At 62.7% G+C, this 15,838-nt stretch carries 13 protein-coding genes; 2 read left to right on the top strand and 11 right to left on the bottom strand.

Annotated features, from left to right (window positions below):
• Nucleotides 1-412: 412 nt before the first annotated feature.
• The 3 genes from NKH12_RS09865 to NKH12_RS09875 form a co-directional block, all read right to left on the bottom strand.
• Nucleotides 413-1,519 (bottom strand): mandelate racemase/muconate lactonizing enzyme family protein, encoded by a 1,107-nt coding sequence (locus NKH12_RS09865; protein ID WP_352952934.1) that lies wholly within the window; start codon nt 1,517-1,519, stop codon nt 413-415.
• A gap of 60 nt (nt 1,520-1,579) precedes the next feature.
• A complete protein-coding gene (locus NKH12_RS09870) occupies nt 1,580-2,317 on the bottom strand; it encodes a GntR family transcriptional regulator (protein WP_352952935.1) in 738 nt (245 codons plus the stop codon).
• A 105-nt stretch (nt 2,318-2,422) separates the two neighbouring features.
• A complete protein-coding gene (locus tag NKH12_RS09875; protein WP_352952936.1) occupies nt 2,423-3,211 on the bottom strand; it encodes a HalD/BesD family halogenase in 789 nt (262 codons plus the stop codon).
• Between the two features lie 103 nt (nt 3,212-3,314).
• On the opposite strand from NKH12_RS09875, the gene NKH12_RS09880 reads away from it, so the two are divergent.
• Nucleotides 3,315-4,223, top strand: a complete 909-nt coding sequence (locus tag NKH12_RS09880) for a LysR substrate-binding domain-containing protein (protein ID WP_352952937.1) — start codon at nt 3,315-3,317, stop codon at nt 4,221-4,223.
• A gap of 34 nt (nt 4,224-4,257) precedes the next feature.
• Here NKH12_RS09880 and NKH12_RS09885 read toward each other — a convergent pair whose 3' ends face one another.
• From NKH12_RS09885 to NKH12_RS09895, 3 genes are read right to left on the bottom strand one after another with little or no spacing between them, the layout of a single operon-like run.
• Nucleotides 4,258-5,427 carry an efflux RND transporter periplasmic adaptor subunit gene (locus NKH12_RS09885; RefSeq protein ID WP_352952938.1) on the bottom strand — a complete coding sequence of 390 codons (1,170 nt, stop codon included), beginning with the start codon at nt 5,425-5,427 and terminating at the stop codon, nt 4,258-4,260.
• Between the two features lie 16 nt (nt 5,428-5,443).
• Nucleotides 5,444-8,620: an efflux RND transporter permease subunit gene (locus NKH12_RS09890; protein WP_352952939.1), complete on the bottom strand. Its 3,177-nt coding sequence runs from the start codon at nt 8,618-8,620 to the stop codon at nt 5,444-5,446.
• Nucleotides 8,614-8,871: a hypothetical protein gene (locus NKH12_RS09895; protein WP_352952940.1), complete on the bottom strand. Its 258-nt coding sequence runs from the start codon at nt 8,869-8,871 to the stop codon at nt 8,614-8,616. Before NKH12_RS09895 ends, NKH12_RS09890 begins: the two co-directional genes overlap by 7 nt.
• A gap of 256 nt (nt 8,872-9,127) precedes the next feature.
• Between NKH12_RS09895 and NKH12_RS09900 the strand changes: the two genes are divergently transcribed.
• Nucleotides 9,128-9,718 (top strand): TetR/AcrR family transcriptional regulator, encoded by a 591-nt coding sequence (locus NKH12_RS09900; RefSeq protein ID WP_095494999.1) that lies wholly within the window; start codon nt 9,128-9,130, stop codon nt 9,716-9,718.
• A 610-nt stretch (nt 9,719-10,328) separates the two neighbouring features.
• Here NKH12_RS09900 and NKH12_RS09905 read toward each other — a convergent pair.
• From NKH12_RS09905 to NKH12_RS09925, 5 genes are all read right to left on the bottom strand, one after another.
• Entirely contained in the window at nt 10,329-11,351 is a 1,023-nt protein-coding gene (locus NKH12_RS09905; protein WP_352952941.1) for a LacI family DNA-binding transcriptional regulator, read from the bottom strand.
• A 69-nt stretch (nt 11,352-11,420) separates the two neighbouring features.
• A complete protein-coding gene (locus tag NKH12_RS09910; protein WP_123146973.1) occupies nt 11,421-12,215 on the bottom strand; it encodes an ATP-binding cassette domain-containing protein in 795 nt (264 codons plus the stop codon).
• Between the two features lie 3 nt (nt 12,216-12,218).
• Entirely contained in the window at nt 12,219-13,205 is a 987-nt protein-coding gene (locus NKH12_RS09915) for an ABC transporter permease (protein ID WP_027152255.1), read from the bottom strand.
• Between the two features lie 119 nt (nt 13,206-13,324).
• On the bottom strand, nt 13,325-14,257 hold the full coding sequence (locus NKH12_RS09920) for a substrate-binding domain-containing protein (protein WP_095491966.1): 933 nt from the start codon (nt 14,255-14,257) through the stop codon (nt 13,325-13,327).
• A gap of 259 nt (nt 14,258-14,516) precedes the next feature.
• Nucleotides 14,517-15,674, bottom strand: coding sequence for a fumarylacetoacetate hydrolase family protein (locus NKH12_RS09925; protein WP_352952942.1), 1,158 nt, complete (start codon nt 15,672-15,674; stop codon nt 14,517-14,519).
• Nucleotides 15,675-15,838 lie beyond the last annotated feature (164 nt).

Genomic DNA, 15,838 nt, shown 5'->3' on the forward strand with positions numbered 1-15,838 from the left:
TCAACCGATCCATTACACCCAAGGCTGCCTCCAAAAGCAGTCTTGAATCATGCTACGGTCAAAAAGGGAATCCTAAGAGTCCACACCACCTAGAGTGAGCAAGCCGCATAGGCGGGGCGACGTCCGCTCCTTGCCGCAATCACGTCGTTCCGACAGGCGCGCATACGGCAAGTTTCCACCCTGAGCGGGCTTACGGCCCCGGAACCAAGCGTCAGATTTCGACCACTAGGGAGCGCAGAAGAAGGCGGTGATCTCTAGGGATGCAGGCGGCGACGCCGTGACATCGCTTCTCGCATGCGAGCGAGTGCTGCGAAAACTGTTTCATGGCCGCTCAGCTGCCGCTGCGCGAATCGCTAATGACGAAGCCGCACAACAGACAGCGCCGGCCGGCATGCTCGGCGCACGCGGTATCTCAGCTGCCGACCTCGAAGAAGGGCGCGCCGAGCAGGTCGGGAACGACATCGATGCCGAGACCCGGCCCGTCGGGAATGCCCATGCGGCTGCCCGACACCGGCGGCATGTTCGATGCGGTGCGCACCGTCACCCATTCGTGGAAGGCGATGGCGTGAAGCCGGCGCTCCTCCGGCGTCGACAGCGACAGATGCGCCATGGCTGATGTATCGATCTCGGCGCCGCCGGTGTCCTCGACGGTAATCATGAAGCCAAGGTCGACGGCAAGGTCGCGGATCTGGCGCGTCTTGGTCACGCCGCCGAGCCGCGAGATCTTCAGCGTCAGGCCGTCGGCCGCGCCCTTGCGGTGGATATCGAGCATGTCGTCCAGCGAGGCGACGGATTCGTCCAGCACCATCGGCTTGCCGAGCGAGCGGCGCACCGACATGCATTCGTCGATCGTGGTGCAGGGCTGCTCGAACGTGTAGTCGATGGCACGCGTCGCGTCGGTGAACTGGCGCGCCTGATAGGGCGTCCAGCCGGCATTGGCGTCGCAGAAGATGACGGTGCCCTTCGGCACCGAAGCGGCGACCGCGGTGACGCGCTCAATGTCGTCATGGACGTTGCCGCCGACCTTGACCTGCAGCCGGTGGAACCCGTCCTTGACGATGCGCTTGGCCAGCGCGGCCATCGCGCCGACCGTGCCATGGGTAACGACCTTGTAGAGTTCCGCCGTCTCACTCTCGCGCCCGCCGAGCAGCGTGACCAGCGGGACGTCCGCAGCACGCGCCGCGAGATCCGAGCATGCCATGTCGAGCGCCGACTTGATGTAGGGATGGCCTTTGAACACAGTATCCATCAGCCGGCCGATACTGGCCAAAGCGCGAGGATCGTGGCCGAGCAGGTGCGGCGCGATCTCTATAACGCCGGCGCGAGTGCCGGCTGCGAATGCCGGCGAGTAGAAATTGCCGAGCGGCGCCATCTCGCCCCAGCCGGTCAGCCCGCTGTCGGCGGTGATGGCGACGATCACCGCGTCGAACGCGTCGGCGACACGCCCCTTGGACATGCGATAGGGCCCGTCCACGAAGGGCTGCACGACATGGTAGGCCTTGATGGTTTTGATCTGCAATTTCTCTATCCGTTGTCTGTGATGCCCCGACGAGGGCGCCAATTGGCGGCTTCTGTCGGCTCAGCTGCTTTCTGGTCGGTTTCGCGTCAGGCCGGGGCGATCGGGATCGGCGCCCTTGGAGTCGCGCTGTTCGAGGCTGCGCGCATAGGCGAGCAGTTCTTCGAAATCGAGGTCGATATGCTCGCGGGCGTGGCGCTGGGCGGCGCGCATGTCGGTGCCCTTCAGCAGCCGCACATATATCTCGTGGATGTCTTCGGCAGGCACCGGCTCTTTCCGCGCCCGCTGGTGGAGGGCAAAATACATCTGCAGCCGGCTGGCCAGGCGCTGCCAGGTCTCGAGCATTACCGAATTGTCGGCCCATTCATGGATAAGGCCATGCAATTGCAGCGCCGTTTCGATCTGCCTTGTGGTGTCGAGATCGCGCGTTGCCTGCTTGACCGCTTCATGGCGCCGGTCAAGCTCTTCGAAGAACCGCTGGTCGCGCAACGGCCAGGTCAGTTCGATGGCGAACTCGTCGAGCACCTTGTTGAGCGAATAGGCGTCGTCGATGTCCTTGGCAGTCACATCAACGACGAAGGTCCCGGCGTAAGGGATGCTGGTCAGGAGGCCTTCCTGCACCAGCTCGCGCATGGCTTCGCGCAGCGGCGCGCGGCTCACCCGCATCTGCTCGGCAATCCTGAGTTCGTTGAGTTTCTGCCCGGGTTTCAGCTGGCCGGTCAGGATTGCACGCCGAAGCAACGCCACGATCTCGGCACGTCTTGTCGTATCCGCGATCGGAGCAAAATCCAGCTTCCCCATTTGGCAACTCCGCAAGGTGCGGAAGCAGAAAAGCAGGTTGTCGACAATCTAACAAGAGGCCATTTCTGGATTCCCGCTCCGGGCGGAATGTCGGCGACTTCGTTCTCACGCAGCCCGGCCGTAGAAGCCGACGCGCTCCTCGTCGCTGAACATCACGCCTGATTTCTCATAGTAGGAAAACACCGCGATCATGCGCTCGCGTTCGCCTTCGACAGTGGTGACGCGATGCGCGGTGTTCTTGCCGCGGAAGACATTCAGCGTGCCCGGCTTCATGCGCAGTATCCTTGCCTCGGGATCGCGCCCTTCGAGCAGCCTGGCGACGCCGTCGTAATTCGGATTGTCGTCCGAGCGGAGATCTGTGCGGTATTCGAGATCGCCGCCGCGCTGCGCTGCCTGCAACAACAGGGTCGTGGTGAATTCCGAGCGGTCGAAATGCCAGTTCAGCGCCTCGCCGGCGCGATAGGCCATCACATTGGTGCGCGCCAGCGGGTCCTGCATGACATGCAGCCGCGGCTTCCCCATCGCCGCCGCCAGGAAGCGCAGCAGCGGCTCGTATTCATAGATGGCGAGGACGAGGCTGTCAGGAATTTGGTCGGCGCAGACCGTATGGCTGATGGTCTCGACCTTGCGCAGCGCGGGATGGTCGGGAGCGAGTTCCGGGATATCAGGCTTGAAGTAGATGTTGTGCATCCGCTTGTGCACGTGCGAGCGCGTCGCCATGACGGGCTGGATTTCCTGCACCGCCCGTTCGGCCACGCCGGGCCGCAGAAAACCTTCGAGATTGAACATGCCGTCGGCTTCCAGCGCCGCAACCGAGGTCTCCACGAGGCGCTTCCATTCGGCGCTGCCGTCACGGTCGAGCGGGTACCGGTCCAGATCGAGAATGCCTTTCATCGTTTCATGCTCCAAGGTTTGGATAGAGAAGACGGCAAAAAAATCTTTCTCTCAACGCGAAAAATTATTAGGCTTCCGCAGGAAAAACTTACGGAAGGCTTGAATGGAACGGCTCCCCCCGCTGAACGCGATCAAGGCCTTCGAGGTCGCGGCACGCGCCGGCAGCTTTACTTTGGCCGCCACCGAACTCGGCGTGTCCTCGGCGGCGGTCAGCCAGCAGATCCGCAATCTCGAGACCTGGTTCGGCAAGCAGCTGTTCGTGCGCAGCGGCAATCGCATCGCGCTGACCGACGCCGGCCATGCGATCTACCCGCAGACGGCGCGCGCCTTGGGCGACATTGCGGCGATCGGGCGGCGCATGCTGGAGGGCGGGCTGAGGACGCGACTCGTCGTCAGTGTGCCGTTTTCGCTGGCCGAATTGTGGCTGGCGCCCAAGCTGGCCGTTCTTCTCGATGCCTTCCCGCAAATCGCGATCGACGTCCGGGTCGAAGACGATCCCGTCGACCTGGTTCGCCAGAACATCGATCTTCGCATCAGCTATGGCGACTATCACTATCCCGGCCTGCGTCTCGTTCGTCTCGTCCATGACGACGTCCTGCCGGTCTGCGCGCCGGACTTCTGGCAGAGATACGGCAATGGTGCATCCAGCCTGGCGGATGTGCACGAGAGCCTGTTCATCCATACCAGCTGGGGTCCGAACTATGCCTCGCATCCGACATGGGCGGACTGGTTTTCGATGTCAGGCGGCAGCCGCTCGCCTGACCCCTCGCACGGACGGCGTGTCGGACTGTCCAGCCTGGCGATCACCTCGGCCCGGCTGGGCCTTGGAATAGCCCTTGGCCAAAGGATCATGGCTCGCGCCGATCTGGAAGCGGGCCGGCTGGTCGCGTTGTCGTCGGTCTCGGTTCGGCTCGGCCATCCCTATTGCGCTTTCATGCCTGCGGCCAAGGCCGATCGCGCCGATGTCGCCGGTTTGGTCGAACTGCTCAGCAAAACGGCGCCCTCGGCATAGCCGGGGGCGCCGCTGGACCGGGTCTGATGGGGTATCAGGTGGCCGGTTTCTGTGGCAGCGGCGAGACAGGCATTCCCGGGCCGATCTTCTGCAGATTGCCGGTTATCACCTGGTCGCCTTCCGATACGCCGCTCGAGATCGCCACCAGATCGCCATTGGTCGGCCCGAGCGAAACGATGCGCTGGTCGACGGTGTTGTCCTTGCCGACGACGTAGAGGTATTTGCCGAGCTGGCTCGATCCCAGCGCCGTCTGCGGCACCATCAGTGCATCGGGCTGCTGCTTGATGTGCAGTCTCACACGAACATATTGGCCCGGCAGCAGCGTGAACTTGGCGTTGCCGATCGTCGCCCGTGCGGTGATGGTGCCGGTCGAACGATCGACCGTGTTGTCGATGAAGGTGAGCTGACCTCTCTGGCGCGGCTCCGTATCGCCGGGAAGCAGGACGTCGACATCGACGGGCCCCGCCGCGCGGGCTTCCTCGATCTGCACCAGATCCGTTTCACTCGGATTGAAGGTGACATAGATCGGGTCGAGTTGCACCAGCGTGTTGAGCACTGTGCCGGCGACGCTGACCAGCGTTCCGACCGAGGCCTGGTTGCGGCCGACGCGCCCGGCGAACGGCGCCTTGATTTCCGAATAACTCAGATTGAGCTCGGCGGTCCGCACAGCCGCCTGGTTCACGGCGAGCGAGGCCTGGGCCTCGCGCAAGCTGCTGGTGCGCTGGTCGAACGCATCCTTGGCGATGTATCCGCTCTTGGCGAGCTCGGTGCCGCGACCAAGGTTAGAACGCGCATAGTCGAGCGTTGCTTCGTCGCGCTGGACCTGAGCCTTCGCCTGGTCGAGGGCAGCCTGGAAATCCTCCGGAGCGATCTTGTAGAGAAGGTCGCCCTTCTTGACATCGCTGCCGTCGGGCGCGACCTGCTCCTGCAGATAACCCGGTACGCGCGCCTGCAGCGTGATGCTGCGGATCGGCTCTGTGCGGGCGGCATAGTCGAGATAGATCGGAATCGTCTTCTTGACGACGCTCACCACCGGCACCGGCATGACAAACGCCGCGGGTTCGGGCGCCGCGGGTTCGGGCGTGGCCGCCCCTGCCGTACCGGCGTTGAGGCCGAAATTGCCCATGTCGAGCAAGTGAACGCTGGCCACCGAGATCGCCCCCACGGCAACGGCCGCTCCCAATGCAATTTTCCATTTAAGCATGATCAATTCTCCAATCCTATTCGGCCGCTTCGGCCAATCGCTCGAAAGCGGGTTCCGCAGTTGGTTCAGTCGGTTCGGCAACGGGTTCGCTCTTGCTGCCGCGCTCGCGCAACTGCTCGATCACCGCATAGAAGACCGGCACGAACACCAGCGACAGGATCGTCGCCGCGACCATGCCGCCAAAGACGGTGGTGCCGATCGACTGGCGGCTCGCTGCACCAGCACCTGTGGAGAACATCAGCGGCAGCACGCCGAGGATGAAAGCGAAAGCGGTCATCAGGATGGGCCGTAGCCGCAGGCGCGCCGCTTCCATTGCGGCGTCGACGATGCTGAGACCTTCCTCGCGCCGGCGCCGGGCAAACTCCACGATCAGAATGGCGTTCTTCGCCGCCAGCCCGATCAGCATGACGAAGCCGATCTGCGAATAGACGTCGATCTGCATGCCGCGCATCAACAGGGCGACAAAGGCACCGAACAGGGCAAGCGGCACCGCGAGCAGAACCATGAAGGGCATGGCCCAGCTCTCATATTGGGCGGCGAGGATCAGGAAGACGAAGACCATGGCGAGACCGAAGACAATCGAGGCGATCGATCCGGCCTTGAGCTCCTGATAGGTAATCCCCGTCCATTCGTAGCCGAAATCCTTCGGCAGTGCCGTGGCAGCGGCCCGTTCCATCGCGGCGACCGCCTGGCCCGAAGAGTAGCCGGGTGCGGCACCGCCATTGATCAGGGCCGAGGCATTGTTGTTGTAATGCGGGACGGTTTCCGGGCCGACGATAGGCACCAGCTTGCCGAGCGTGCTCAACGGCACCATGCCGCCGGAGGCATTGCGCACATAGAGCCGCGAAATGTCGGCAGCACCCGCACGCGCATCCTTGTCGGCCTGGATCGTTACCCGGAAGGTGCGGCCGAACAGGTTGAAGTCGTTCACATAGAGCGAGCCGAGATAGATCTGCAGCGTGTTGAACACGTCAGGCAGGCTGAGGCCGAGTAGCTTCGCCTTGTTGCGGTCGAGGTCGTAGTTGAACTGCGGCGTCGAGGTCGAGAACGACGAGAACAATTGCTGCGGGTTGAGCTCGGGCTGTTTACGCGCTTCGGCCAGCACGGCTTGTGTCGCGTCGTTGAGCGCAGCGCTGCCGCGACCGGTCAGGTCCTCCACCTGGAATTCAAAGCCGCCGGTCGTGCCGATGCCCGGGATCGAAGGCGGATCGAAGCTCAGCGCGAAGGCCTCTGGGATTTCCATGAGCTTCGATCGCACGTCGGCGACGAGCTTCGAGGCGCTCTGGTCGGGGCCGCGTTGATCCCATGGTTTCAGGATGGCGAATTCCACCGCCGAGTTCGACTGGGCGGCACTGGTGAGGAAGTTCAAGCCGCTGATCGAGCCGACGATATCGACGCCGGGCGTGTTCTGCAGGACATCGCGTACCTTCCGGGCCACCGCGTCGGTGCGCTCCAGCGACGCGCCATCCGGCAATTGGATGACCACGAAGAAATATCCCTGGTCTTCGACCGGGAGGAAGGTTGAGGGCAGGCGCTGCCAGACGAAGTAGGTCGCGACAAGCCCGGCCGCGAACAGCCCAAGCATGATCCAGCGCAGGCGGATGAGGAAGCGCACACCATTGGCATAGGCATGCGACAGCCATTCGAAGCCCGTGTTGAACCAGCGGAACAGCACGAACTGCGTTGGCGGGCGGTGGCGCAGGAAGGCGGCGCTGAGCGCCGGGGTGAGCGTCAGCGAGACGAAGGCTGAGATGCCGAAGGAGATCGCCACCGTCAGGGCAAACTGGTTGTAGAGCCGGCCGGAAACGCCGGGTATGAAGGCGACCGGCACGAACACGGCCATCAGCACGGCGGTCGTGGCGATGATAGGGCCGGTAACCTCGGCCATCGCCGCGCGCGTGGCAGCCAGCGGTTTGAGGCCGGCCTCCAACTGGCGCTCGACATTCTCGACGACGACGATCGCATCATCGACGACGAGGCCGATCGCCAGCACCATGCCGAGCAGGCTGAGCATGTTCAGCGAGAAGCCGAACATATACATGACGACGAGCGTGGCCACCAGCGACACGGGAATCGCAATCGTCGGGATGATCGTGGTGCGCCAGCTCTGCAGGAAGATGAACACCACCGCGACAACCAGGACCAGCGCCTCGCCGAGCGTAACCAGCACGTCCTGCATCGACGCCGAAACGAAACGTGTCGTATCGTAGTGCATGGCGTAGCTGACACCCTTGGGGAAACGGGCCGACAGTTCCTGCATCTTGTCCTTGACGCGCTGCTGCAGATCGAGCGCGTTCGAGCCGGGCATCTGGTAGACCGCGAGCACCACGGTCGGATCCTCGCCGAAGAACGCCGACGACGAATATTGCAGGGCACCGAGTTCGATGCGCGCAACATCACGCAACCGAACCAGCGAACCGTTCGCGGCATCGGCGCGCACGACGATGTCGCCGAATTCCTTGGGATCGCTCAGTCGGCCGACTGCGTTGACCTGCATTTCGAAAGCGGTGCCGGCCGGCGCCGGCGACTGTCCGATCTTGCCGGCCGCGACCTGGACATTCTGCTCGGCGATGGCGTTTTGGACATCGACGGCGGTGATGCCGAGATTGGCGAGCTTATCGGGATCGAGCCATACGCGCATCGAATAGCGCCGCTCGCCGAAGATCTGCACGTCGCCGACGCCAGGCAGGCGCTTCAGCGGGTCGACCACTTGCAGGTAGGCGAGGTTGCTGAGCGCGACCGGATCGACGGAGCCGTCGGGTGAGGTGAGGTTGACGATCAGGACGAAGTTCGGGTTCTGCTTCTTGATCGTCACGCCGCCCTGATTGACGATGGCCGGCAGCGAGGACGCCGCCTGCGACACGCGGTTCTGGACGTCGACGGCGGCGGTGCTCAGGGAGTAGCCAACCTCGAAGGTGATGGTGATCGTCGACGAGCCGTCATTGGAGCTCGACGACGACATGTAGGTCATGCCTTGAACGCCGTTGATCTGCTGTTCGAGCGGCGTCGTGACGGTGTCGGCCACGACTTGCGCACTGGCGCCCGGATAGTTGGCGCTGACCACGACCTGAGGCGGCGTGATGTCGGGAAACTGCGAGACAGGCAGCAGGAAATAACAGATCGCCCCGGCGAGCACCATGATGATGGCGATCGAGGATGCGAAGATTGGTCGGTGGATGAAGAAGTTTACCATGACACGTGTGCCTCGCCCGATGCTCTCGCCTCGCCAAAAGCCTTGGCCACTCTGGACAGTCGCCGGCTGCGGCTTTGCCCCGAGTCTTCCAAGAAACGAGACGGCGTCCTACGGTCGTAGCCCTGCGCATCCGCAACGGTACGCAGCATCGTCTCGAAAGAGCGCGGGTCGACACGGTCGGCCTTCATCAGCATCCGGATGATCGGATCCTTCACAACTTCATCGATCGTCAAATCTTTGCGCTGCGACATCGTAGCGGCTCCTGGCTGGCAATCTGCGGCGTACGCCGCAGTTGGGTGGTCTTCCTATTCGTGGCCAAAGTCGCCCGGGGCGCAGTTTCATTGCCTGGCCGATGCGGCGGAGGCTATTCACAGGCGCCTGCGAGATTGACACGAGGCAATGGGGGTGTTACCAGTAAGTAACATCTAGAAGTTACAGACCGGTAACACCCTAGTCAAGAGGTGTACCCAGGGATTTTTCGGAGAACCCGAAACCAAGGAGGTTTTGATGGAAGACGGCACTGCGGAACGCATCCGCCCCCGGGATCGCATCCTGGAAACGGCACGGGATATGTTCCACAAGCATGGCATCAAGGGCGTCGGCGTCGACGCGATCACTGAGGCCGCCGGTACCAACAAGATGACGCTCTACCGTCATTTCGAGTCCAAAGACGATCTGGTCATCGAGTGCCTGCGGGCGACCGCATGCAGCGCCAACGCGATGTGGCAAAAGTTCGAGGCCGAGCATCCGGGCGACAAGCTTGCGCAACTGCACGCCTGGGTCCGGATGGCGGCCGATTGCCTGATGATGGACGGTCGCGGCTGCGATATGGCGAACGCCGCCATCGAGTTGAGCGAGACCGACCATCCGGCGAGACGTGTGATCAAGGAGCTCAAGCAGGCCCAGCGCGACCGTCTGGTCGGCCTGTGCCGGGATGCCGGCATCGGCCAGGCAGAGCTTCTCGCCGATACATTGTCGCTGCTGCTTGAAGGCGCCCGTGTCAGTCTTCAAAGCGTCGGAGCCGAAGGCCCCAGCGCGCAATTTGTCCGCATGGCGGAAGGCCTGATCACGTCTTTCCGGGGCGCTGCGGCCAGATAGTCTCGCAAGCGGCGAAACGATCGGTAGCGTGTTCATTGCGAGCCGCGCCGCCGAATGGTTTTTTGTCCGTTCGGACGTGCCGTCATCGCGCTTCTCCTTTGCCAGTCTGTCGCCGAACCATTCCCGGCGCTACCTGTTGCTTGGTGTGGCACGATAGAACCGATAACGAATTGGTGAGAGTGACAAGTGTGACGGGATTACCCGCTGATCGCGGCTGCAACACCTTTGCGGGCGAATATGACGGCGGCATCAACCCTGGTGACAGCTCCCAAACAAGCCGGTGACCATCGCCCGTATGGATCATTCGACGCCGATCATCGTGTCCGGTGATCGTCGTGACCTCAGCCTTTGCCCAATCCGGAGCCGGAACAAAAAAAGCCCGCTGCCGGGAGGAGGTGGCAGCGGGCTCGATTTCGAATACGGCACGGGAGGAGGTGTACCGCACTCAGCGACGGCATCGCATCTGGGAGGAGTAGATGGCCGACACCTTCGAAACTAGCGGTTGCCCAATGATTCGGCAAGAACGAAAGATGCATAGCAGAAGTGCAGATTTGCGGTATCAACCGAATTTTAACCATAGGGGGCAACTGACCGTGGCCGTTGCGCGGCATCATTGGACCGGAACGTTTTCCTTGAAGATAAGGCGCGGTTCGATGAATTTTCGCGTCAGATAGGGCGCCGAGGAAGCAATCGAGCCGAGCAGGCGAATGACCGATTGCTCGGCGATCAGCCGCGCATTCTGGTCGATGACCACATCGAGCAGATCGTCGACGAGATAGCCGCGTGTCGCCCTCGTCAGGTCGTGGCAAATGAACACCGGCTTCCTCTGCGGCTTGGCTTCCAGCAGCGCTTTCGCCACGCCAGAACGCCCGGCGCCGACGCAATAGATGCCGAGCAGTTCCGGCTCGTTGTGCAGCGCCTTCATCGTCGCGGTGTAGCTGATATCAGGCTCGTCGTTGATCTCGACGGCGCTGGTCACGGTCAAATTGGGGAACTCCTCGCTGAGCACGGAGCGAAAGCCCATTTCACGTTCCTCATGCCCGCGATAGGAGCGTGAGCCGACGATCATTGCCAGATGGCCCGGACGCCCGCCCAGGAAACGCCCCATCAAAAGGGCTGCCGTGCGCCCGGCGACACGGTTGTCGATGCCGACATAGGCCGATCGCGGTGCGCCCGGAACGTCCGACACCAGCGTGACCAGGCGGATGCCGGCCTCGACGATCTCGCGCAGGATGTTGCGCGTTCTTGGGTGATCGATCGCAATGACGCCGACGCCGTTTGCCTTGAGCGAGAGGTTTTCGACCGCCGTCTGCAACGCGTTCGGCGAGATGCCTGCGAGCTTGTGGATCCGGCAGGAGGCGACAAGCGGCAGGCGTGCCGCATAATCCTCGATATGATTTGCCAGATCCATCATGAAGGCATTGGTGCCGATCGGCAGGAAGAACTCGAGATGCGCCGGCCGCGAGGGCAGCGTGACCTGATCCACGACCGGCAAATAGCCAAGCTGCTTGGCCGCCTCCATCACGCGCTGCCGGTTGGCCGCGCTGGCGCCTGGCCGGTTGTTCAGCACCCGGTCGACCGTCGCGGTCGACAGCCCGCAGCTTCTGGCGATGTCCGCAACGGTGGCTTTCATTGTCGCAGTCATGGGAGCCGATGCGATCCTGTGCCAGACTTACGGCCAACCGGTTTCCGCGTGGCCCACTCAGCCCTGCGATTGTTTCCCCTGGACGATGGCGTCGCGGATCTCCTCGTCGGACATGCCGGTGATAATCCGTTCGACCTCGGTGACGCTGGTGTTCTTCGGATCGATATCGTCGGCAACCACCTTGCCGCGGCGCATGACGACGATGCGATCGACCACCTGGAAGACATGGTGGATGTTATGGGCGATGAAGATGCAGGAATGGCCGGAATCGCGGGCGCTGCGCACGAAGCTCAGCACGCCTTGCGTCTCGGCGACGCCGAGATTGTTGGTCGGCTCGTCGAGAATGATGAGGTCGCTGTCGAAATGCATGGCGCGCGCGATCGCCACGGCCTGCCGCTCGCCGCCGGAGAGCGAGCCGATCGGCGTGGTCGGCGGGATGTTCTTCGAGATGCCGACCTGCTTGAGCAGGTCGCGGGCGACCACGTTCATCGCCTCCTGGTCCATACGGTTAAGGAAACGCGGCGGCTTGATCGGCTCGCGCCCGAGGAACAGGTTGCGCGCGATCGACAATTGCGTGACCAGTGCCGAGTCCTGGTAGATCGTCTCGATGCCGTGGGCGATGGCGTCGCTGGTGCTGCGGAAGTCCACCTTCTTGCCGCGGATGAAGATGTCGCCGCTGGTCAGCGGAACCGCACCCGACAGCACCTTGATCAGCGTCGACTTGCCGGCGCCATTGTCGCCGAGCAGGCCGACGATCTCCCTTTCGTTGACATGGAAATTGGCGTCTACCAGCGCCTGCACACGCCCGTAGGACTTGCGGATGTTTTCCATGCGGACAAGCGGTTCAGCCATGGTTCAAGTCCCCGCCTGATGCCGGCGTTCCAGCCATGAGTGGAGCGCCATCATGCCGAGGATGATCGCGCCGATGAAGATGTTGTAGGCAAGCCCTGGCACGCCGATCAGCACGATGCCATTGCGCATCACGCGCAGGATCAGGATGCCGAGCACGGTACCGATGATGGTGCCGCGCCCGCCAGTCAGGGCCGTGCCGCCGATCACTACCATGGCGATGACTTCGAGCTCGTAGCCGGTGCCGCTGTTGGGATTGGCGGCGGAGGTGCGCAGCGAACTGATGACGCCGGCAAGCGAAGCCATTATCGACGACAGGATGAACAGGCCGATCTTGACGCCGCTGACATTGACGCCACGCGCCCTTGCCGCATTGGGGTTGCCGCCGGCCGCCTGGATCCAGTTGCCGGTCCGGCTTTGCGTCAGCACGTAGCCGAGTGCGATCGCGGCTGCGATGAACCAGAACAGCGACATGTAGATGCGGAACGGCCCGATGAAGAAATCACCGACCAGCGCCTCGGCGAGCCAGCTGCCTTCGGCGCTCCAGGTGCGTTGCGGAAATCCGCTGGTGACGAACAGAGCGGTGCCGCGCACGACCAGCAGCATGCCGAGCGTCACCAGGAAGGATGGAATCTTGAGTTGCGTCACGAACCAGCCATTGACCAGCCCGATGAAGGCGGCAACCAGCAAGGCCACGACGAAGCCGGCTTCCAGCGAGGTGAGGCCGCTGTTGAAGAGCGTCCACATCAAGACGGGCGAGAAACCGAACAGCGATCCGACCGAGAGGTCGAACTCGCCTGATGTCATCAACAGCGTCATCGCCAGCGCAATCAGGCCAAGCTCGACCGTGAAGGCCAGTATGTTGCTGATGTTCTGCGGCGACAGGAAGTCGTGGTTGAACCCCCAGAACACCGCGAGCTCGACGACAAGCAGCACGAAGGGCCCGAATTCCGGCCTGGCGATCGAGCGTTGGATAATGGAACTGTTTTCCACGTTGGACCCGCGACATGGTTGGAATTGGCCAGGCCCGGGCACCGCATAAGCGGTTCGAGGCTCGGCGGGGTGATTGGGATGATCGCGGCAGGCGTGCCGCGATCATCCCGATCGCGGTTTTATTTTCCGGACAGGATGTCGTCGTAGACCTGTGCGGTGTCCTTTTCGTAGAGTGCGCCGGTGATCACGTCGAAGCCGGGCGGAATGCCGCTGGCAGCCATATTGGCGATCGAAAGCGCCACATAGCTGGTCGCCTGCGGATCCTGCCATTGTGCGGCATTGACGTAGCCGGTCAGCACCTCCTGGGTGGTGTCGAGCGAGTTGCCCCAGCCGACGACCGGGATTTCGCCCGGCTTGATGCCGGCTTGGTCGAACACCCGCTTGATCGAGCCGGTCACCAGGTCGCCGAGACCGATGATCGCCTTGACCTTGGCCCTGTTGGCGGTGAGGTAATCGACCATGCGGTTGATCGCTTCGGCCTGGTCGAGCGTGGCTTCGGTGATTTCATAAGTGATGCCGAGTGGCTCGAAGACGCTCTTGATGCCTTCTTCTTCCTGGACGCCATAGGTGGCGCCCGGGATTTCGACCGGCATCCAGACGAAATCGCCCTTCTTCACCAGGCCCTTGTCGACCAGATACTGCGCCCAGTTCTTGCCGAAGGTGACGTTGTCACCGCCAACATAGGCGTTGAAGTCCGCCTTCGGATCGGGCGTGTTGAAATTGATGATCGGGATGTTTGCCGCCCGTGCTTCCTTAGCGAGCTCGATAAGGCTGCCCGGGTCGGGGCTGGTGGTGGTGATGCCGTCCGCCTTGGCGGCGATGGCCGCGCGAACAGCCTCCTGCTGGGACGACACGTCGCCATTGTGGAACGAGGTGTTGACGGTGTTGCCGGTGTCCGTCGCCCATTGCTTGGCGCCGGCGAGGAAGTAGGTCCAGACCGGATCGGCCGGGCCGCCATGAGAAATCCAGTAGAAGGTCTTGGCCTGTGCCGCCGCCGGGATGGCCAGCGCCACGATCAAGCCGAATACAAATAGTCGTAGCCTTGTCAGCATTTGATTTCCTCCCATTTTGAAAACTTCCTCCACCTCCGACGACGATCACGGCAGACCCTGATCGTATTTCTTGCCAGCGCCGATCTGGATGCATCAGAGCATCCGCTTTTTCGACATATGGCAAGCCTCCATTTGCCAGTGGTAGTTGGCGCGCGACAAGGCGCCATCAGCAGTCCCATCAGATTGCATCAGTTTGGCTGGTATTTTCCAGGCAGGCGGGTCAGGCCGAGACATCTCTCCGTCGCAGTCGGGGCGGGACCTAGATAAGATCGGCCCTGGCGAGGTCGCGCATCAGATGGCTGGCGCCGTAGGTCCAGTGCGGACAGTCGGGCGACAGCCGCACCCGGTTGACCAGGGCACCGAATTTCTCCGACGAGATGGTGACGATGTCGCCGACCTTGTGCGTGAAGCCCTTGCCCTTTTCGCCGCGATCCTTCGACGGCACGAACATGGTGCCGAGATAGAGCGCCAGCCCGTCCGGGTACTGGTGATGCGGCCCCATCGCGGCGGCGACCAGCTCTTCCGGCGAGCGGCTGATCTCGGCCATCGAACTGGCGCCTTCCAGCGAGAAACCGCCTTCGCCCTCGACCTTCAGGCGCACGATGGCCTGCTTCACGTCATCGATGGAAAATGTCGCGTCGAACAAGCGGATGAACGGGCCGAGCGCGGCCGAGGCGTTGTTGTCCTTGGCCTTGCCGAGCAAGAGCGCCGAGCGCCCTTCGACGTCGCGCAGATTGACGTCGTTGCCGAGCGTCGCGCCGACGATCTTGCCGCTGCTGGCGGCGATCATGGCGATCTCCGGCTCCGGATTGTTCCAGGTGGAAACCGGATGCAGGCCGACATCGGCGCCGAAGCCGACCGACGCCATCGGCTGGCATTTGGTGAAGATTTCGGCATCAGGGCCGATGCCTACTTCCAGATATTGCGACCAGGCGCCACGCTCGATCAGCTTTGCCTTGATCTCCATCGCCTCCGGCGAGCCGGGCTTGAGCTTCGACAAATCGTGGCCGATCAGCCCGGCAATGTCGGCGCGAATGGCGTCCGCCTTCTCGGCCGAGCCGCGCGCCTGCTCCTCGATGACCCGTTCGAGCAGGCTGACGACGAAGGTGACGCCCGACGCCTTGACCGCCTGCAGGTCGACCGGAGAAAGCAGGATTGGTTTTTGCGGATCGCGTGCGGCCTGGAAACTGTTGGCGGCGATCGCATCAAGCGATCCGATCGGTTCGCCCCTGGCCACCTGGACGTACCCTGCTGGGTCTGGCATCTCGCAGACGTCGCGCACGGTTGGTGCCATGCTCGACGTGATGTCGAACACCACTCCGTCGCGGACCGTGACCACCAGCGGATGGGGCGTATCGCTTGTCCGGGCGCGGCCGATGAAGAGGCCCTCAGCTGGCAGGTGGGTGGGGTTCGTCATGGCTTGCGGTCCTCTGCTGTCTTGTTCTGCTGCGACGGTCGCTGCCGGACCAATGGTTCACAAACAGCTTGGCCAGCGGCGGCGGCACTTTCAACAAATTCCCGCCAAAGGTCTATCCTTTCCCGATCGGGATGAAGTCCGCCGCTACTGTTGCTTCGCAGACA

Source organism: Mesorhizobium sp. M1322, assembly GCF_040318085.1.
Classification (GTDB): domain Bacteria; phylum Pseudomonadota; class Alphaproteobacteria; order Rhizobiales; family Rhizobiaceae; genus Mesorhizobium.

Bases quoted from the DNA above. Each gene is read 5' to 3' on its own strand.
- NKH12_RS09905 (WP_352952941.1), bottom strand. From the start codon at position 11,351: ATGAAAGCCACCGTTGCGGACATCGCCAGAAGCTGCGGGCTGTCGACC.
- NKH12_RS09870 (WP_352952935.1), bottom strand. From the start codon at position 2,317: ATGGGGAAGCTGGATTTTGCTCCGATCGCGGATACGACAAGACGTGCC.
- NKH12_RS09925 (WP_352952942.1), bottom strand. From the start codon at position 15,674: ATGACGAACCCCACCCACCTGCCAGCTGAGGGCCTCTTCATCGGCCGC.
- NKH12_RS09880 (WP_352952937.1), top strand. From the start codon at position 3,315: ATGGAACGGCTCCCCCCGCTGAACGCGATCAAGGCCTTCGAGGTCGCG.
- NKH12_RS09875 (WP_352952936.1), bottom strand. From the start codon at position 3,211: ATGAAAGGCATTCTCGATCTGGACCGGTACCCGCTCGACCGTGACGGC.
- NKH12_RS09900 (WP_095494999.1), top strand. From the start codon at position 9,128: ATGGAAGACGGCACTGCGGAACGCATCCGCCCCCGGGATCGCATCCTG.
- NKH12_RS09885 (WP_352952938.1), bottom strand. From the start codon at position 5,427: ATGCTTAAATGGAAAATTGCATTGGGAGCGGCCGTTGCCGTGGGGGCG.
- NKH12_RS09890 (WP_352952939.1), bottom strand. From the start codon at position 8,620: ATGGTAAACTTCTTCATCCACCGACCAATCTTCGCATCCTCGATCGCC.
- NKH12_RS09920 (WP_095491966.1), bottom strand. From the start codon at position 14,257: ATGCTGACAAGGCTACGACTATTTGTATTCGGCTTGATCGTGGCGCTG.
- NKH12_RS09895 (WP_352952940.1), bottom strand. From the start codon at position 8,871: ATGTCGCAGCGCAAAGATTTGACGATCGATGAAGTTGTGAAGGATCCG.
- NKH12_RS09910 (WP_123146973.1), bottom strand. From the start codon at position 12,215: ATGGCTGAACCGCTTGTCCGCATGGAAAACATCCGCAAGTCCTACGGG.